The 18,058-nt window shown below is 61.9% G+C and carries 17 protein-coding genes; 10 read left to right on the forward strand and 7 right to left on the reverse strand.

Annotated features, from left to right (window positions below):
- Positions 1-50 precede the first annotated feature (50 nt).
- A complete protein-coding gene (locus RCF49_RS03750; protein WP_342642707.1) occupies positions 51-995 on the forward strand; it encodes a DMT family transporter in 945 nt (314 codons plus the stop codon).
- Between the two features lie 15 nt (positions 996-1,010).
- Positions 1,011-1,679 (forward strand): hypothetical protein, encoded by a 669-nt coding sequence (locus RCF49_RS03755; protein WP_342642708.1) that lies wholly within the window; start codon positions 1,011-1,013, stop codon positions 1,677-1,679.
- A 443-nt stretch (positions 1,680-2,122) separates the two neighbouring features.
- Here RCF49_RS03755 and RCF49_RS03760 read toward each other — a convergent pair whose 3' ends face one another.
- Positions 2,123-2,770: a DUF1638 domain-containing protein gene (locus tag RCF49_RS03760; RefSeq protein WP_342642709.1), complete on the reverse strand. Its 648-nt coding sequence runs from the start codon at positions 2,768-2,770 to the stop codon at positions 2,123-2,125.
- Positions 2,771-2,935: 165 nt separating this feature from the next.
- Between RCF49_RS03760 and RCF49_RS03765 the strand changes: the two genes are divergently transcribed.
- Positions 2,936-3,379 carry a hypothetical protein gene (locus tag RCF49_RS03765; protein ID WP_342642710.1) on the forward strand — a complete coding sequence of 148 codons (444 nt, stop codon included), beginning with the start codon at positions 2,936-2,938 and terminating at the stop codon, positions 3,377-3,379.
- A gap of 5 nt (positions 3,380-3,384) precedes the next feature.
- Here RCF49_RS03765 and RCF49_RS03770 read toward each other — a convergent pair whose 3' ends face one another.
- Complete coding sequence (locus RCF49_RS03770; protein ID WP_342642711.1) at positions 3,385-4,086, reverse strand: corrinoid protein; 702 nt, start codon at positions 4,084-4,086, stop codon at positions 3,385-3,387.
- Positions 4,087-4,341: 255 nt separating this feature from the next.
- Between RCF49_RS03770 and RCF49_RS03775 the strand changes: the two genes are divergently transcribed.
- Positions 4,342-4,737, forward strand: coding sequence for a hypothetical protein (locus RCF49_RS03775; protein WP_342642712.1), 396 nt, complete (start codon positions 4,342-4,344; stop codon positions 4,735-4,737).
- 27 nt (positions 4,738-4,764) lie between these two features.
- Here the strand turns inward: RCF49_RS03775 and bmt are convergent, their stop codons facing one another.
- The gene (gene bmt / locus RCF49_RS03780; RefSeq protein WP_342642713.1) at positions 4,765-5,784 is read right to left on the reverse strand and encodes a betaine--homocysteine S-methyltransferase; all 1,020 of its coding nucleotides are present in this window, start codon (positions 5,782-5,784) and stop codon (positions 4,765-4,767) included.
- A gap of 138 nt (positions 5,785-5,922) precedes the next feature.
- Between bmt and ald the strand changes: the two genes are divergently transcribed.
- The 3 genes from ald (at position 5,923) to RCF49_RS03795 (ending at position 9,605) form a co-directional block, all read left to right on the forward strand.
- Entirely contained in the window at positions 5,923-7,041 is a 1,119-nt protein-coding gene (gene ald, locus RCF49_RS03785) for an alanine dehydrogenase (RefSeq protein WP_342642714.1), read from the forward strand.
- An 85-nt stretch (positions 7,042-7,126) separates the two neighbouring features.
- The gene (locus tag RCF49_RS03790; protein WP_342642715.1) at positions 7,127-7,924 is read left to right on the forward strand and encodes an alpha/beta fold hydrolase; all 798 of its coding nucleotides are present in this window, start codon (positions 7,127-7,129) and stop codon (positions 7,922-7,924) included.
- Between the two features lie 28 nt (positions 7,925-7,952).
- Positions 7,953-9,605, forward strand: coding sequence for a thiamine pyrophosphate-dependent enzyme (locus RCF49_RS03795; protein ID WP_342642716.1), 1,653 nt, complete (start codon positions 7,953-7,955; stop codon positions 9,603-9,605).
- Here the strand turns inward: RCF49_RS03795 and RCF49_RS03800 are convergent, their stop codons facing one another.
- Both RCF49_RS03800 and RCF49_RS03805 read right to left on the reverse strand, forming a co-directional pair.
- Positions 9,606-10,907, reverse strand: coding sequence for an Nramp family divalent metal transporter (locus RCF49_RS03800; protein ID WP_342642717.1), 1,302 nt, complete (start codon positions 10,905-10,907; stop codon positions 9,606-9,608).
- 170 nt (positions 10,908-11,077) lie between these two features.
- A complete protein-coding gene (locus RCF49_RS03805; RefSeq protein ID WP_342642718.1) occupies positions 11,078-12,427 on the reverse strand; it encodes a glutamine synthetase family protein in 1,350 nt (449 codons plus the stop codon).
- A gap of 175 nt (positions 12,428-12,602) precedes the next feature.
- Between RCF49_RS03805 and RCF49_RS03810 the strand changes: the two genes are divergently transcribed.
- Positions 12,603-13,994, forward strand: a complete 1,392-nt coding sequence (locus RCF49_RS03810; protein WP_342642719.1) for a glutamine synthetase family protein — start codon at positions 12,603-12,605, stop codon at positions 13,992-13,994.
- Positions 13,991-15,304, forward strand: a complete 1,314-nt coding sequence (locus RCF49_RS03815; RefSeq protein WP_342642720.1) for an NAD(P)/FAD-dependent oxidoreductase — start codon at positions 13,991-13,993, stop codon at positions 15,302-15,304. Before RCF49_RS03810 ends, RCF49_RS03815 begins: the two co-directional genes overlap by 4 nt.
- Before the next feature lie 17 nt (positions 15,305-15,321).
- On the opposite strand, the gene speB is transcribed toward RCF49_RS03815, so the two are convergent.
- A complete protein-coding gene (gene speB / locus RCF49_RS03820) occupies positions 15,322-16,311 on the reverse strand; it encodes an agmatinase (protein WP_342642721.1) in 990 nt (329 codons plus the stop codon).
- Positions 16,312-16,452: 141 nt separating this feature from the next.
- Between speB and RCF49_RS03825 the strand changes: the two genes are divergently transcribed.
- Complete coding sequence (locus tag RCF49_RS03825) at positions 16,453-16,932, forward strand: hypothetical protein (protein WP_342642722.1); 480 nt, start codon at positions 16,453-16,455, stop codon at positions 16,930-16,932.
- A 38-nt stretch (positions 16,933-16,970) separates the two neighbouring features.
- Here RCF49_RS03825 and RCF49_RS03830 read toward each other — a convergent pair whose 3' ends face one another.
- Positions 16,971-18,053 carry an ABC transporter ATP-binding protein gene (locus tag RCF49_RS03830; RefSeq protein WP_342642723.1) on the reverse strand — a complete coding sequence of 361 codons (1,083 nt, stop codon included), beginning with the start codon at positions 18,051-18,053 and terminating at the stop codon, positions 16,971-16,973.
- Positions 18,054-18,058 lie beyond the last annotated feature (5 nt).

Here is an 18,058-nt window from a genome sequence, read left to right on the forward strand (position 1 = left end):
CGTTCAGACAGGATAGAGCCTGAGCGGTTTTAGCATCTGGCATGCGTGTCGTGACCGAACGTCAACTAGAACAAAAATCCGGTGCGGCAGGCTTTCAGGGACATCTCGCCCATGGCGCCTTGCAACGGTCACCGCGCAAGGCACTGCTTTTCGCCTGTGCTGCTATCTTCTGCCTTTGCGTGCTCGATACCCTGGTGAAATGGTTGGCCGAGCACTACTCGATCCCGCAGATCATTTTCCTGCGCTATATCGGCGGCCTCGCGTTGGCGCTGGCCGTGGCGCGCGGCAGCGGCGGCCTCGGCCAGTTCCGCACCAAGCGGCTTGGCGGGCACATCACGCGCGCGATCTTCAACCTGATCACCATGCTCTTGTTCTATTACGCGTTGCGCGCCCTGCCGCTTGCGGATGCGGTTGCCATCGCCTTCGCCGCGCCGCTCTTCATGACCCTGCTCTCGATCCTTTTGTTGGGCGAGCGGGTCGGCCCCTATCGCTGGAGCGCGCTCATCGTCGGCATGATTGGCGTGGTGATCATCTTGAAGCCCGGCGGCGACGGGCTCGGTCTTGGCGGGCTTGCAGCCCTTGCCTCGGCCTTCTTCTATGCCCTGACCCAGATCTCGGCACGCCAGCTCAGCAATTCCGAGACCAGCGCCACCATCCTGTTCTATTACAGCATGGGTGTTCTGGTGATCAGCGGCGCGATGATGCCTTGGTATTGGGAACTGCCCAGCGCCCATGACTGGATGCTGTTCGTTCTGCTGGCCGTGTTCGGCAGCTTCGGCCAGCTGTTCCTCAATCAGGCCTGCCGCTATGGCGAGGTCTCGATGATCGCGCCCATGGAATATACGGGCCTGTTCTGGGCCGTGCTGTTCGGCTTTCTCGTCTGGGGCGAGGTGCCCACCTGGACGGTTCTCCTGGGTGCGCTGGTCATCATTCTCAGCACGCTCTACATTACCCGCCGCGAGATGATGCAGAAGGGGCGCGAGACCAGCGCCTGAACAGCCGAGGCTGAAGTGGTTTCTGCGCTATTTGAGCTGATCGAGACGGCAGGCTTTACCGCCCTCGGCTGGTTCGCGCCGCGCCGCGAGGATGCCGTGCCCGACATTGCGCCAGGCCGGCCCACCCAAGGCCTGATCCTCATCGGCAATGCCGGCCCCGGAATGTGGACACGCTTCTCGGCTGAGTGCCCAAACGGCGATCATCCCCTCGATCAATGGACCCGCGCGGCAGTGGGACAGCTCATCGCCGAAATAGGCCAGGATACGAGGGCGGTGTTCCCCTTCGATCAACCTTATCAGCCTTTTCAGCGTTGGGCCAAGGCATCGGGAATAGGTTTTGTCTCGCCTTTGGGCCTCACCATCCATCCTGTTTACGGCCTGTGGCATGCCTATCGCGCTGCGCTCTTGTTCTCGGATGTCCTCGATCTGCCGGCGATATCGCCGCACGAGCATCCTTGCGAAGGCTGCCCAGGGCAACCCTGCCTCAAGACTTGCCCTGTGAATGCGTTTACCGTCTCCGGCTACCGCCTGGAAGCCTGTGTCGAGCACCTCCACACGTCCGCCGGCAGGAGTTGCTCTGGAGGCTGCCTCGCCCGCCATGCCTGCCCCGTCGGGCGCACCTATGCCTATCAGCCGGACCAGGCGCATTTCCACATGCGGCACTTCCTCAAAGCACATAGCTAGGGGCTTGCCCCGTCTCGGCGATCCCACGCGATGCCGGCTTAATCCAACCTTAAAGCCCGCGGCGCACCGTATTGTCCCGGGTTTTCCGGGGATCACGGCCTGAAGCAACTTTGCTCGAGGTTCTCTAATGGTCTTTCTCACCGCACATGGGCTGCCTGCCGCGGCGCTCGAATTCCCGGCAGCCAAGGAGCCCAAATCTGCTCAACAGCCCGAGCACTCGGCGGATAAGAGCTCAGCGGACAAGCGCGGCGCATCAGATGCTGACATGCGCGAGATCTCGCGCTTTGTGGCGGATGCCCTGGCGGGTAATCGCGACAAGCTGAAAGCTGAGACACTGCCAAAAAGCCGGAGGCCGACCGACTGCATGCCGATCGGCAAGGCATCCGACGCAAAGGCAGCACCCGCAAATGCCACGGACGCCAAAACACCGGCCAAACCCGAGCCTAGCGCGCCTCAGCCTGCGTCTGCGACAGGAAAAGCCCAAGATCCCCAAACCCGGTGAAGCGCCGCTCATAGGCAAGACCGAGCATTTTTGCCGCCGCTTCGGCCTTGTCCGCCAGTGCGCGATCATCGGTCTGGGCGAGATAGACGAGCTTTTCGTAATTGCCGAAATAGATCGGCAGCAATTCGGGATGGCGATCGATGCCAAGTCCCTCCCAGATCAGCTTGTCGAAATGCCGGGCGAGATAGTCGGTGAGGAAAAAGCTGGTTACGTCCTCATCCGCTCGCGCCTCGAACGCCACATTGCCCGAGAAGAATGAATAGCAGTGAGGCCCGGCAATGCGCTGAGCCCCCTCCTCTTCGAGGACAGCATCCAGCCGCCCGCCCGTGCCGCAATCGCCATAGAGCACGAAGATCTTGGCATAGCGGTCCCGGTTCGCGTGGATCTTCCTCCGCACGGCCTTAGGGATCTGTTGCGGATAGTTGTGGAGCTTTGCGGGCAGGCAGGTCACATCGAACATTGACCAGCGATTGGCTTCGATGAGCGCGATGATCTCGCGCGCAAGCGCCCCGCAGGCGATCAGCAGCACACGCCCCTGCCCGCGCTTGAAGTCGTAATCCTCGTTCGGCGCAATATCCATGGGAAACATATAAGTGATCGCGATAGTCGTGGAACCGGCGGGGGCCGACCAGCGTAATGTCAAAACCGACGATTAAGCATGCCGGTCAAAACCGAAAAGACGAGTGAAGTCGTTCACCACACGTTATGAGCGAATTCCTATGGTTTATCCGTCAGCGTCCGACGGAGCTTTGCAATGGGATGGTGGTTTTTGAATATGTTCGGTTGGCGTAAGCAACGCCGGACGGAAGCATTTGATGAGATCTATGAACTTTCAGACGAAGATAGCTTCTTGCCGATTACCGTCGATATGCTGAGCCCTCCCCCGCCGCGCGGCTTTGCGTTTTCCCGGCGCGCCGGCATGTCTGCTCGGCACTTGGAAATCACGGAGTTCAAACGGGTTACCGTTCACGACGTCCAGCTCGCGACGGTGTTGATTTTCAATCTCGAGGATTGTTTTCTCATCCAGTCCGGCCGGCGCTCAGCCTATATTCCTCATCCTCTGGATGCCCAGAACTACACGTTTTTGTCCGAGCAATGCGGGCGCGATGTCGTGATCCACTTCTATCGCAACCACGCGAGAACCCGCAGCTACCGCTACGACAACGAGAAGGACTTCGACAGCTTCCTTGATGCCTGATCCGCTTAGACGGCTGAGCGCAGATTGTGCCGGCGGCGGATCATCTCCCGGGCGGTCTCGACGGCCACCGCAGCATCGCGGCAATAGGCATCCGCACCGATCGCGGTCGCGAATTCCTCATTGAGAGGGGCGCCTCCGACCAGGACGATATAGTCGTCGCGAATGCCCTTCTCCTTCATGGCATCGATGACCACCTTCATATAGGGCATGGTGGTGGTCAGCAGCGCTGACATGCCGAGAATGTCGGGCTTGTGCTCCTCGATGGCCTCCAGATACTTCTCGACCGGGTTGTTGATGCCGAGATCGATCACCTCGAAGCCCGCGCCCTCCATCATCATACCCACGAGATTTTTGCCAATGTCGTGGATATCGCCCTTGACGGTGCCGATCACCATCTTGCCGACCTTCGGTGCTCCGGTTTCCGCAAGCAGCGGCCGCAGGATCGCCATGCCGGCCTTCATCGCATTGGCCGCGAGCAGCACCTCTGGCACGAACAGGATGCCATCGCGGAAATCGATGCCGACGATCCGCATGCCCTCGACCAGAGCTTCCGTCAGCACCTTGTAAGGCGCCCAGCCGCGCTTGAGCAGAATATTGACGCCCTCGACCACCTCCTCCTTGAGGCCGTCATAGAGATCGTCATGCATCTGCTGGACGAGCTCGTCATCGTCCAACGAATTCAGGTCGAGTTCGTCGCCGTCGCTCATCCCGCCTCCACACCGTCATGATGTTTCGCAAACCGCGTCTCACCTAACCGATGCGGCACTCCTCCTCTCCGTGCACCGCGGCTTGCGACCTGAACCCGACTGAAATCGACATTGCCTCCGGTGAGGCCGATGAGGAACTGGCGCGAGGGATGCTTGCCCGCACTGAAGCAGGTGATCACAACCTTGAATTGAGCAGGGATGCTCCCCAACTGACCTGCAGATTGCATCTATGGTTCTGGTTTGAGGAAAGCCTTAATGAGTTGGAGATTTGGTACCCCTGTCACTTTCTCAGTCGACGCACGGCAGGAGCAGCCGACGACCGCCGCGGTTTTCGACACCAATGGTCGCCTCACTCGTGACCTTCGTTCCACGGACTACAAGCAGGTCACGTCAACCGTGACCGGACATGTGAAGATCGAGCATGTCTCGTCGGGGGATGTCAAAGTGGATGACACCGGCGAGAAATACGTGATTTCGGCCCATGGCCAGACGCTCATCCTCGAACATGAGCCCAAGTCGTTGAACGAGGATGGTTTTGGCTACCGTCCGGCTTTCGAGATCGCGTCTGACCATGACATGGTGGAGATCCGCCTCATCGATCAGCAGATCTCACAGGACCCGAACTGGGCCGAGCATATGCATATGACTTGATGCTGCTTGTCACGTCAGGCGCATAATTCACCGAGACCGCCTTCGCGCACCGCTCCGTCCGGTACGCGCTGGCCCCTCTCCGCGTGCAAGCGCCGACACCTCGCCTAATCGGGCGGCAACCTCGTCGATCGCAGGTCGGTCCCCCTTCTCATGCCTCTCGAGCGCTGCCCGCATGGCCCTGAGATGATCGGGCTCTGTTCCGCAGCAGCCGCCAATGATGCGTGCACCGGCATCCCGTACGAGGCGCGCATAGTCGGCCATGATTTCGGGCGTCCCGCTATAGTGGATGTGACCATCGACGAATTGCGGTATGCCGCAATTGCCTTTGGCCACGACCACCGCATCGGGCTTCGCCGCCGTGATGCCGAGCACAGTGGCAACGAGCTCGGCTGCGCCCGTGCCGCAATTGGCGCCGATCGCTACAGGCTTGACCGGCAAGGCCGTGGTCATCTCCGCGAAGCCTTGCGGTGTAATCCCCATCATCGTGCAGCCATTAGTGTCAAAGCTCATGGTGGTGACGATCGGCAGGCCCGCCATGGAGGCGCCGATCACCGCTGCGCGCAGCTCCTCCTCCGAGGAGATGGTTTCGATCCACAGGACATCGGCGCCACCCGCGGCCAGCGCCCGGGCCTGCTCGGCGAAGGCATCTGCGGCCTGCTCGATCGAGAGCGTGCCTACGGGAGCGTAAATCTCTCCCGTTGGTCCGATGGATCCCGCAACAACCCTCGTCCATCCCGTGGCAGCCTCCGCCGCCTCCGCTTCTTCTCGCGCGAGCTCCGCCGCCCGCCTGTTGAGCTCCGCAACCCGATCCTGCGCATCATGCAGCTTGAGCCGGTAGCGATTGCCCCCGAAACTGTTGGTGAGCACGATGTCGGCGCCTGCCTCGAAGAACTGGCGGTGCAGGAGCCTCACCCGATCCGGATGATCGATGCACCAGAACTCGGGCGCATCCCCCGACTGCAGGCCCATTTTGAAGAAATTGGTGCCGGTTGCCCCATCGGCCAGCAGCCAAGGCCGGGTCTCGAGAAGATCAAGAAATGTCGACATCGGGGGCTCTCGCTTTGCGGTTGTTGTCGCCTCGGCTCCGTCGGGTTCGGCGCCCTATGGACTTGCCTTGCTGGCTCGCGCCGCGATTTGAGCGTAGAACAAAGCGGCGTGCAATCGCGTTTGCTGGAGACGACGAACATGTTGATTGGAGTGCCGAAAGAGATCAAGCCGCAGGAATTCCGCGTCGGCTTGACACCGACGGGCATACGGGAGCTCCGTCATCACGGCCATGAAGTGCTGGTGGAGTCGCGTGCAGGCGAAGGGGTTGGCCTCACCGACGAAGCCTATCGGAATGCCGGCGCTGAGATCGTCGACACTCCTGATGAGATCTTCCGTCGTGCCGAGATGATCGTGAAGGTGAAGGAGCCGCAGGCGGTGGAGCGGCGCATGCTGCGCGACGGCCAGGTGCTCTTCACTTATCTTCATCTCGCCCCCGACCCCGACCAGACCCGCGATCTCCTCGCGAGCGGCGCTATCTGCATCGCCTATGAGACCGTGACCGGCGCGCGCGGTGGTCTGCCTTTGCTCGCACCCATGTCGCAGGTGGCCGGGCGCATGTCCATACAGGCTGGCGCCCACTGTCTCGAAAAGCGCCAGGGAGGCATGGGGCTGCTGCTTGGCGGCGTGCCCGGTGTCGCTCCCGCCAAAGTGGTGATCATCGGCGGTGGCATGGTCGGACAGCATGCCGCCGTGATGGCGGCGGGCGCCGGCGCCGATGTGGCCATTCTCGAGAAGAATGCCGAAACCATGCAGGCGATCGACAACCGGTTCGGCGCACGGGTTAAGACGCTCTACTCGAGCCGTGGCAGCATCGAGGATGAAGTCACCCAGGCTGATCTGGTTGTGGGCGCGGTTCTCGTGCCCGGAGCAGCCGCCCCGAAGCTCATCACCCGCGATCTCGTCTCGCAGATGAAGCCGGGCTCGGTCATCGTGGACGTCGCGATCGATCAGGGTGGCTGCGCTGAGACCTCCCATCCCACCACCCATGCGGACCCGACCTTCGAAGTGGATGGCGTCGTCCATTATTGCGTGGCCAATATGCCCGGCGGTGTGGCGCGCACCTCCACCTTCGCGCTCACCAACGCCACCCTGCCCTTCGTCGTGGCGCTGGCAGATAAAGGCGCGCGCCGCGCCATGGAGGAGGATCCTCATCTTCGCAACGGTCTCAATGTCTATCGCGGCAGCATCACCTGCCAGGCTGTCGCCGAGGCTTTGCACTATGACTATGTAGAGCCGCTCCAGGCCCTCGCTGCCTGAGGTCTGATCCGCCAGCGGGTCCGGCGCTGGGTGAGCATCCCTCACGCCGGATCGATGCCAAGCCCAATCACCGGATGGAGGTTTCATGGCCCTGCTTACCCTGCCCGATGGCGATAAGCTCTATTACGAGATCCATGGGTCTGGCCCGCCGCTCTTGCTCATTTCTGGCCTCACCGGCCTCGCCTCGTTCTGGTCGATGCATATCGATGCGCTCTCAAAGCGCTTCACCGTCGTCACCCATGATCATCGCGGCTGCGGGCAAAGCGCGAAACCGCCTTTCGACTACAGCGTCGAGCAGATGGCGGAAGACGTGGTCACTCTGATGGATGGGCTCGGTCTGGAACGCGCCCACGTGGTCGGCCGTTCAACCGGCGGAGCGATCGGGCAGGTCCTTGCGATTGACCATTCATCGAGGCTGGATCGTCTGGTGATTGCCGCAAGCTGGGCGGGTCCTGACCCCTATTTCGACCTTCTGTTCGAGATGCGCAGCAAGGTTCTCGCAACCTTTGGCCCCGCCGAATATCTCCGCCAGGCCGCGCTGATCATGCGAACACCCGCCTGGCTCATGCAGCATCCGCAGGAGGCGGCCATGCCCGACGATGCGACCGTGCGGATGCTGGTCGCTGATGTCGACTGCACCTTGCGCCGTATCGCGGCCATTCGCCGCTTCGACCGCCGCCGCGATCTTCATCGCGTCACCACGCCCACACTCATCTCGGCAGCGGCCTGGGACATGGTCACCCCCGTTCACCTGTCCAAAGAATTATCTGAGCGTATTCCTTCAGCAATCCTCGACATCATTCCGGAAGCCGGGCATTTTTACCCAGTGACCCATGCGAACCAGTTTCGCGCCACCGTCTTATCCTTCATCGCTGCCCGCTAACCGCGGGCTCATCCAAGAGAAATTCTCGATGCGTGCAGCGGATCTCATTGTCGAGGCCTTAAAGCAGCAAGGCGTCCAGCGGCTGTTCTGCGTTCCAGGCGAGAGCTATTTGACGCTGCTGGACGCGCTGGTCGATGCCCCGGAGATTGCAACCGTTGCCTGCCGGCATGAATCGGGCGCAGGCTTCATGGCCGTGGCCGAGGCGAAGCTGACGGGCAAGCCGGCAGTGTTCATGGTGAGCCGCGGCCCGGGCGCAACCAATGGCTCGATTGCGCTGCATGTCGCCGAGCAGGATGCCGTGCCCGTCGTTTGCCTCATCGGCCAGGTCTCGCGCGAGGAGCGCACGCGCGGCGCCTTCCAGGAGGTGGACTATACCGAGTTCTTTGGCTCTATCGCCAAGGGAGTATGGGAAATCTCCGATCCGGAGCGGCTGCCCGAGGTGATGGTGCGTGCCTTTCACCTTGCCGCGAATGGCACCCCCGGCCCGGTGGTGATCGCCCTTCCCGAGGACGTGCTCGCCGAGCAGGTGCGCACATCGCTGCCCTCTCCCTTTCCCTTGCCGCGCAGCGCGCCCGCCTTGGACCAGGTCGGTGCCGTTGCCAAGCGCCTGGCGGCAGCCCAGCGGCCCCTGATCATTGCCGGCGCCGCGATCAAGACCGCTGAAGGAATGGCGGCCCTGGCCGAGGTTGCGGCGCGCCATCAGGTGCCGGTCGCGGTCACTTGGAAAAACCAGGAGGCATTCGACAACACCTCGCCTCTCTATGCCGGCCATCTCGGCTTTGGCGCGCCGGCCGCCCTCAGAGAGCAGCTCTCCAGGGCGGATCTCCTGATTGCCGTCGGCACCCGGCTCGGCGATGTCGCCACACTGAATTATCAGCTTCCTAGCGCCCCCGAACCGCGCCAGCCGCTGATCCATGTCTATGCCGATCCCAATGTGATCGGCCGCGTCTTCCGGACCGAACTGGGCATTGCCGCTGATCCCGTGCTGTTCCTGCAAAGCCTCGCGGCCTCCCCGGCCTCGGTCGCCTCCGACCGGGAGCGCTGGCTCCATGACATCGCGAGCTTCATGAGCACTTATTCCGCCTTTACGCCGCGGAATGTGGATGATGGCGTCGACTTCGGCATCGTGGTTCACGCCCTCAGCCAGCAGGCGGCGGAAGATGCGATCCTCATCACCGACAGCGGTAATTTCTCGAGCTGGCTGCATCGGCATTGGAAGCTCACGCCGAAAAACACGCTGCTCGGCGCGATCGGTGGCGCCATGGGCTTCGGCGTGCCGGCAGGTGTGGCCGCCAGCATGATTGCGCCCGATCGGCAGGTGATCGTGCTGGTAGGCGATGGGGGCACCCTCATGACCGGGCAAGAGCTGGCGACCGCGATCGCCATCGGTGCCCGGCCCAAGCTGTTCATCTCCGATAATGGCAGCTATGGCACCATTCGCACCCATCAGGAGCGCGAATTTCCAGCGCGCGTCTCCGGCACGACGCTGGCCAGCCCCGACTTTGCCGCCTGGGGCCGCTCATTTGGCGCCGAGGCGATCACCATCGATAAGGGCGATGACGTGATTGCCAAGGTCAGGCAGGCGCTGGAGACCTCCGCCCCCGTGGTGGTGCATGTGAGATCGAGCCTCGAATCCATTTCCGCCTACACGACCTTGTCCGCACTCCGGGGCGGACGGTAATCAGATGAACCAAGTCGCGACGAGCCCCAGGCTCGCGAGGAAAATTGCGGCCGTTGTGATCCAGCCAAGCGCGTTAAGTCCAGGACCATTGACCTGATGCCCCATGATCTTGCGGTTATTGGTCATGAGCATGATCAGCAGCAGCAGCGGTGGCGTCGAGAAGCCCTGGACGATGCCGGACCACACCAGCGCCTTCATCGGATTGAAGCCGAGAAAGTTCAACGCCACCGCGATGAGCGTAAAGGCGCCGACCGCGAGATAGAATTTGCGCGCCTCTGCGAATTTCGCATGCAGGCTGTGACGCCAGCCAAGGGCCTGGGCAAGGTCGTAGGCGGCACCTGTGGTCATCACCGGCACCGCCAAAAACCCCACCCCGATCACCCCGGCGGCAAAGAGGATGCCGGCTGCATCGCCCGCGATGGGGCGCAGCGCCTCGGCCGCCTGCGCCGCTGTTTCGATATCGCTCTGCCCATGGGTATAGAGGGTCGATCCCGTGGACAGGATGATGAAATACATGACCAGATTCGAGAACATCATCCCGATGATGATGTCGCGGCGGCTGCGGCGCAGCTCCTGCCGTGTCGCCCCCTTGCGCTCCTGCACAGTGGTCCGCCCCTTGGCAATCTCTTCCTCGACCTCCTCATTCGACTGCCAGGTATAGAGATAGGCCGAGAGCGTTGTTCCGATGATGGCAACAAGGATCGACAGAAACTCCTTGTTGAAATGGATGGTCGGGACCAGCGTGCCCCTGAGCACCGCAGCCCCATCCGGATTGGCAAGAACCGCCGAGCCCGCATAGGCCAGCAGCGCAAGCGCCAGCCATCGGAATATAGTCCTGATCAGCAGGTATGAGCCGTAGATCTGCAGGGCAAAGATCACCAGCGCGATGCACACCACGATGATCGGCACGTCAACGGCAACGAACAAATTGATCGCCGCTGCCATGCCGCCGAGATCCGCAGCCGCCTCGATCGTATTTCCAATGAGGACGCCCACGAGAACCGACCAGAGCAGCCAGCGGGGGTAATGATCCTTGATCACGTGGAAAAGGCCGCGGCCAGAGACCTGGCCGAGCTTCGAGGAGAGATAGACCACCGCGAACATCATCGGCAGTGTGACCGGGGCGGTCCACAGGATATCGGGTCCAAACCGCGCGCCGGCGCTGGCATAGGTGCCGATCGCGGAGGGATCATCATCGGCAGCCCCGGTGATCAGCCCCAGGCCCAGGGCGCGGCCAATGCTGCCATTATCCTTCGATTTTGCGCACTGATCGAGCTGCGCGGATGACTTGCTCTCCGTCATTCGCGGCCCAGGACTGGTGGGCGCCGCGTTCTCAAATCCCAATGCCGCATGTTTTAGGCTCCGGCCGAGATGCAGGCTCTCAACGGCCGGACTGGTTCATAAGTTCCTCGTTGGAAATGCAAACTGCCATCGAGGGCCAAGCGCGGGAGAGGCGGATGGCGCACCGCCCATCAGACATTGAGCAGCAGAAACTCGCGCTCCCATGAGGAGATGACCGTGCGGTACTGCTGCATTTCATATTCCTTGACGTCCTGGAAGGCCTCGACGAAGCGCTCACCGAACACCTGCTTCAACGGCTTGGTGTAGTTGAGCTTGGAGAGTGCCTCTTCCAGATGCAGCGGCAGCGTATGCGCATAGCGATACGCGCTGCCTTCGACCGGCGGCGTCGGCTCGAGTTCCTCCACCATGCCGAGATAGCCGCAGGCAAGCGATGCGGCGATGGCGAGATAAGGATTGGCGTCCGCTCCCGGCACCCGGTTCTCGACGCGCATATTGTTCACGTCCGATGTGGGCACCCGGAAGCTCACGGTCCGGTTGTCGAGGCCCCAATGCACATTGGTCGGTGCGTCCGAATCCGGCACCAGCCTGCGATAGGAATTGACGTTCGGCGCACAAAACGGCATGGCCGCGCCGAGATAGCGCTGTAGACCACCGATATGGTGGAGCAAGAGGTCCGAAGGCTCGCCCGATTCGGTCGAGAACAGGTTCTTGCCCGTTTTCGCGTCCACCACCGATTGATGGAGATGCATGGACGAGCCCGGCTCCTTTTCATGCGGCTTGGCCATGAAGGTCGCATACATCTCGTGCTTGAGCGCAGCCTGCCGCACCGTGCGCTTGAACAGGAATACCTGATCCGCCAGGAGCAGCGGATCCCCGTGGTTGAAGTTCATCTCGAGCTGTGCCGGACCGCTTTCATGGCTGAGCGTATCGAGATCGATATTCTGTGCCTCGCACCAGTCATAGATGTCTTCGACAACCGGATCGAAATCATTGGCGGCATCGATGCCGTAGGCCTGGCCGAATGCCTCCTGCCGCCCGGAACGCCCGACCGGCGGCTCCAGTGGATAGTCCGGATCGAGATTGCGCTTGACCAGATAGAATTCGAGCTCCGGCGCGACCACCGGCTTCCAGCCGCGCTCCTTGTAGAGTTCGATCACCCGCTTCAGCACGAAGCGCGGCGCCATCTCCACCGGCCGGTCATCGAGATAGAAGCAGTCGCAGATCACCTCGGCCGTGGGCTCGCTATACCAGGGCACCACGCGCAGGGTCGCCATGTCTGGCTTGAGATACATATCGATTGCCGCGTCGTCGAACGCATCGGTTTCCCAGACATAGCGTCCGGTAACCGTAAGGCTGAAGACCTCTTCGGGCACCCGCAGGCCGCGGCTGGGTGAACCCTTTATAAACTTGGTGGCTGGCAGAATCTTGCCGCGCGCCGTACCGGACATGTCAGCCAGCAAGCATTCGACCTCATCGATTTTGCGCGAACGTAGCCACTCTTCGAAATTCTCGGATGCCATGAGAACCGCTCGTTGGAGGACGTCGGAAGGCAGCCCAGCGCCCATTGGATGGCGTTCGGGCCATGAATGAAGGATAAGCCGGTTGCTTGACGAAAGGAACCGACATCTAAAGAATGAACTCAGGTGGTTTATCGGGTCTTCCCGGACCGCCTTGGGGAAACAATGCAAGGCTATCATGCTAAAGCAAAGCGCCGGCGTAACCGAAGCGGAGAGCTTTCTGGTTGCGCATCCGGATATTGTTGCCGTGGACATGCTCGTCCCGGACATGAACGGCATTTTACGAGGAAAGCAACTGGCTCGCGACTATCTGGGCAAGCTTTATAACCATGAAGGTGTTCGCCTGCCCGGCTCAATTTACCTTCTCGATTCGACGGGCCAGAACGTCACCACCTATGACTACGGCACCCGCGATGGCGATCCCGATTATTTCTGCTTCGCCGTGCCCGAGACCTTGGCTCCCGTACCCTGGAGCAAGCGCCCGACCGGCCAAGTCCTCGCCTCCATGTATCAAGGCAACGGCACGCCTTTCTTCGCCGACCCGCGCCATGTGCTGAGCGCCGTCATCGAGCGCCTGGCCGAGCTGCGCCTGAAGCCGACGATCGCGATCGAATATGAGTTCTACCTGCTCGATGGCGAGGCTGCCGCTCGCGACGAGATCAGGCCTGCCGCATCGCCGAGCTCCGCCTTTCGCGCCCACCAGACCAATGTCTATGGCGTCGATGATCTCTATGAGTTCGAGGAATTGCTGTCCGACATTCACGCCGCCTGTCAGCTGCAGTCCTTGCCAGCCGAGACCTTCGTGTCGGAATACGCAGCCGGGCAGTTCGAGATCAACCTGCATCATTGCGAGGACGCGCTTAAGGCCTGCGACCAAGCCATTTTGCTAGAGCGCTGCATCAAGCAGATGGCGCGCCACCACGGGCTTGTCGCAACCTTCATGGCCAAGCCCTTTGCCGAGCAGGCGGGCTCCGGCCTCCATGTTCATGTGAGCATGCTCGATGAAAACGGGCGCAACGTGTTCGGTGGCCCCATCGATACGCGTATTGGCCGGCCAGTGAGCGACACCATGCGGCATGCGATCGGCGGCCTCATTGCCGCCATGCCGGAATCCATGGCCCTGTTTGCCCCCAATGCCAATTCCTATCGGCGCCTGCGCCCCGGCACCTATGCGCCCACCCGCGCCAATTGGGGCGGCGATAACCGGACCGTATCGCTGCGCCTCCCCGGTCAGGACGAGAAATCCGCGCGGATCGAGCACCGGGTTGCAGGAGCCGACGCCAATCCCTATCTGGTAACTGCCGCCGTGCTTGCCGGCATCCATTATGGCATCGTCAATGAGATCGAGCCGCCCGCGCCGGTGGTCGGCGATGCCTATGCGCAACATGCCCTGGAGATGCCCGTGCGCTGGTCGCGTGCGCTTGATGTGTTTCATCAGGGCAGCATCATCCGCTCCTATCTCGGCGACCGCTATACGGACGCCTTTGCAACCGCTCGTCGCTTCGAATGCGAGAACTTCCACTACCAAATTCAGCCGCTCGATTATCAGTGGTATCTGAGAAACGTGTGACCCGCCCGAAACCTCTTGACCGAGCGGACCCTGCGGCCGAGGCGGTACGGCCGCTCACCTATTATCACGCGACCGCGAACGCTCATAAGGCGCGTGCTCGTCTGCAGGGTGAGCACCAGGCGGATGTCTGTGTCATCGGCGGCGGCTTTACCGGCCTGTCCGCCGCCTACGAGCTCGCAAATCGAGGCTTCCGGGTGATTTTGCTGGAGGCGGCAAGCATCGGCTGGGGCGCCTCGGGGCGCAACGGCGGGCAGATCTGCACGGGTTTCTCGAGCGGCATGGCGAGGATCGCAGCACAGCTTGGCCGTGAGGATGCTCAGCGCTGCTTCCGCATCGCCGAAGAAGGCAAGGTGATGATTGCCTCCAACATCGCCGAGCATGGCATCGCCTGCGATCTGCAATGGGGCTATCTGCATGTGGCGCCCAAGCCCTCGGCAATGGACGACCTCAAGGAAATGCAGGAGGAGTTCGACGCCTACGGCTATGGCGGCACCGAACTCATCGATCGCGATGCCCTGATGGCGCGCCTTCAGACCAGTGCCTATCACGGCGCTCTTCGCGAAGCGCGCGCTGGCCATTTCCACCCGCTGAATTACTGCCTCGGCATGGCGGATGCCTGCGAGGAGTCCGGCGTTGCCATTTTCGAGGACTCGAGAGCCTTGGCGGTCGAGGACGGGGCGCGGCCGAAGGTGATGACGGCCCAAGGCAGCGTCTCCGCCAAATTCGTTGTCGCTGCCGGCAGCGCCTATTTGGGTGGGCTCATTCCCGCCATCCGCCGCAAGATCATGCCGGTGGGCAGCTTTGTCATTGCCACCGAGCCGCTTCCCGATGACGTCGCTTCCAACCTCATTCGCGACGATGAGGCGGTTGCCGACACCAATTTCGTGCTCGACTATTTCCGCATGACCGCTGATCGCCGGCTGCTCTTTGGCGGCCGTTGCGCCTATTCCGGCTTCATTCCGAATAATGTCGAGCCCTGGATGCGGCCGCGGTTGCGCCGGATTTTCCCCCAGCTTGCCGATGTGAAGATCGACTATGGCTGGGGCGGCTTCATCGATATCACCATGAACCGCATCCCCGATATCGGGAGGGTGCAGGACACCATCTACTACGCGCAAGGTTTTTCCGGACAGGGTGTGGTCGTCGGCACCGTCTGCGGCCGACTGCTCGCGGAGGCGATCGCCGGCCAGGCGAACCGCTTCGACCTCCTGGCGCGCATTCGCCACACTCCCTTCCCGGGCGGTGTGGCCCGCACGCCCCTCCTGGTTTTGGCGATGATGTGGTACCGGCTGCGGGATGCGATCAGTTAGAGCCTGTTTGACCGAACCTAGTCGCTAACCGGTATTCCCCGCGCGCCCTTCTGATAGGCCCTGAGGCAGAGATATTCGAGCGCGATCAAGGCTGCGGCATTGGCCGTGATCTCCGAGCTGTCGAAGGGTGGCGATACCTCGACGAGATCGGCGCCGATGAATTTGATCGAGGTGAGTTTACGCAGGATCGCCAGCGCCTGATAGCTCGACAAGCCCCCTGGCACCGGCGTGCCCGTTCCCGGCGCGAAGGCCGGATCGAGAAAATCGATGTCGAAGGAGAGATAGGCGGGCGCGTCCCCGACCACATTGGTGATCACCTCGGCGATTTCCTGTGGCGAGGATTGGTGGATCTCATCCGCATACATCACCCTGATCCCATGGTTTTTCTCCCCATGATAGGTGGTGCGGATGCCAAGCTGCACCGAGCGGGCCGGATCGATGAGCTCATCGCGGATCGCATAGCCGAACATGGTGCCATGATCGATGCGTCCGCCCAGATCCGGCTCGACATCGCGGTGAGCATCGAACTGGATGAGCGCCAAGGGCCCGTGCTTGGCCGCATGCGCCTTGAGCAGCGGATAGCTGATGAAATGATCCCCGCCAAGGGTCAGCATCTCCGCCCCGCCCGCCAGGATGGTGCGGGCATGGGTCTCGATCGCCTCCGGGATCTGTGCCTGCACACCCCAATCGAACCAGCAATCGCCATAATCGACCACGGCGAGGGTGTCGAACGGATCGAACATCCAGGGCCAGACCGGGCCCCAGGCATGCTGCACCGAGGCGCGGCGGATCGCTTCCGGCGCGAAGCGCGTTCCGGGGCGATTGGTGACCGACTGATCGAACGGCACCCCGCTCACCGCGATATCAACGCCTGCAAGATCGCGCGTATATTTCCGCCGCATGAATGAGCGCGCGCCGGAATAGGACGGCTCGAGATTGGTGCCATAGAGGCTCATCCGCCGGAAGGCCTCATCCCCTGGTACCGCCATCGCCTTATCGTCACTCACCTGGTTTGCCTCCTGCATCTCTGGCAATCGCCATCCCGCCATCATTCAAGCCAACGGGGCCGCAATCCTGTCACTCATTTTCCCTCTGCATGCTCCAGGGGCTCAGCCATTTCAGTCCATTGCTTGCCCCTGGTGAACATCATGCATCTCCGTCTTCTCGTGGTCCTCGCGGCTCTGCCGCTGGCCGGCTGCTTCTTGATGGGACCTCAGCTCGACATTTATGTGGGCGGCCCATTGAGCCGAGCAGTCGCCGATTTCGGTCCCCCACAGCAGAATTATAGGATTAGCGGCTCTGTCAGCGCCTTCGTATGGCATGAAAGGGAAGACTGGGTCGAGCCCGCGCGCAGCGAGGCCGAGACCCGCATCGATGAGGAGGAAGGCACCGAGCACACCACCTATAAGCACACGCCTCCGACCTATCGCTCATCCCGTTGCCGCAAAGTCCTCTTGGCTGAACGGGTCGTCCCACGGCCTCGTCATTTCAACGACTGGCGCGTGGTGGGCTTCCAGCCCGAAAAGTGCCAGCGCTCCGCCCAGCCGGCGGCAGCCCCGTTTCCCTACGGCAATGGCTATGGCTACGGTGGTTATGGCTATGGGCGAATGTCCTATCCAGGCTGGTGAGCAGGGGTGGCGAGCAAGCTCCTTGGCCAGGCCTGAATTCACGACTGAAGGATGAGCGAGTCCTCTGGCCGCCAGGAAATCCAGACCCCCTCGCCCACCCTCAGGCTGGCCTCAGCCAGACGCGCCTCGTTGCGGATATCTGCGGTGATCTCGAGCCCGCTCGGCAAGGTGACGAACACATGACTGAAATCGCCGAAATAGGCGATGTCGCGCACGGTACCGTTGAGCGCGATGGCGCGGCCCACCGGCTCGTTCCGGGAGAGCACGAGCTTTTCGGGTCGCACCATCACCGCGACCTCCCGGGCCGTAACGCCCGTCTGGGGCACGCGGATCTCTCCCAACTTGTCGATGGCAACCGTCACCCCCGCTGCATCCTGCGCGGCAACCTTGCCCTCGAACAGATTGACCTGCCCGATGAAATCGGCAACGAACCGCGAGGCGGGGTTCTCATAGAGCTCGGCCGGGGTGGCGACTTGCGCCACCTTTCCCGCCTCCATCACGGCGATGCGATTGGCCATGGACAGCGCTTCATCCTGGTCATGGGTGACGATGATGAAGGTGATGCCCACCGAATGCTGCAGCCGGGTGAGCTCGAGACGCATCTGGTCGCGCAGCTTGGCATCGAGCGCCGATAACGGCTCATCCAGCAGCAGAACCTTCGGGCGTTTGATGAGCGCCCGGGCGAGCGCCACCCGCTGCCGTTGTCCGCCCGAGAGCTGGTCGGGCTTGCGCTGGGCAAGCGCCCCGAGCTGCGCCATGGCGAGCGCCTCCTCGACCCGCGGCCCGATCTCCGCCTTGGGCACCCCCGTCACTTTGAGGCCATAGGCGACATTTTCCGCGACCGTCATATGCGGGAACACCGCATAGGACTGGAACACCATGTTCACCGGCCGCTTATTCGGCGGCACCTGCGCCACGTCCTGGCCATCGAGCAATATCTCGCCCGATGTGGGCATTTCGAGCCCTGCGATCATCCGCAGGAGCGTGGTTTTCCCGCAACCAGACGGGCCCAGCAGCGCAAAGAACTCGTTCGGCCTGATGTCCAGGCTCACATTGTCGACGGCGATCACTCCGGGAAAGGCTTTGGTCAGGTTACGAATGGAGATGATGGCATCGGACACTGATG

This window comes from Rhodoligotrophos sp. CJ14 (assembly GCF_038811545.1).
Taxonomy (GTDB): Bacteria; Pseudomonadota; Alphaproteobacteria; order Rhizobiales; family Im1; genus Rhodoligotrophos; species Rhodoligotrophos ferricapiens.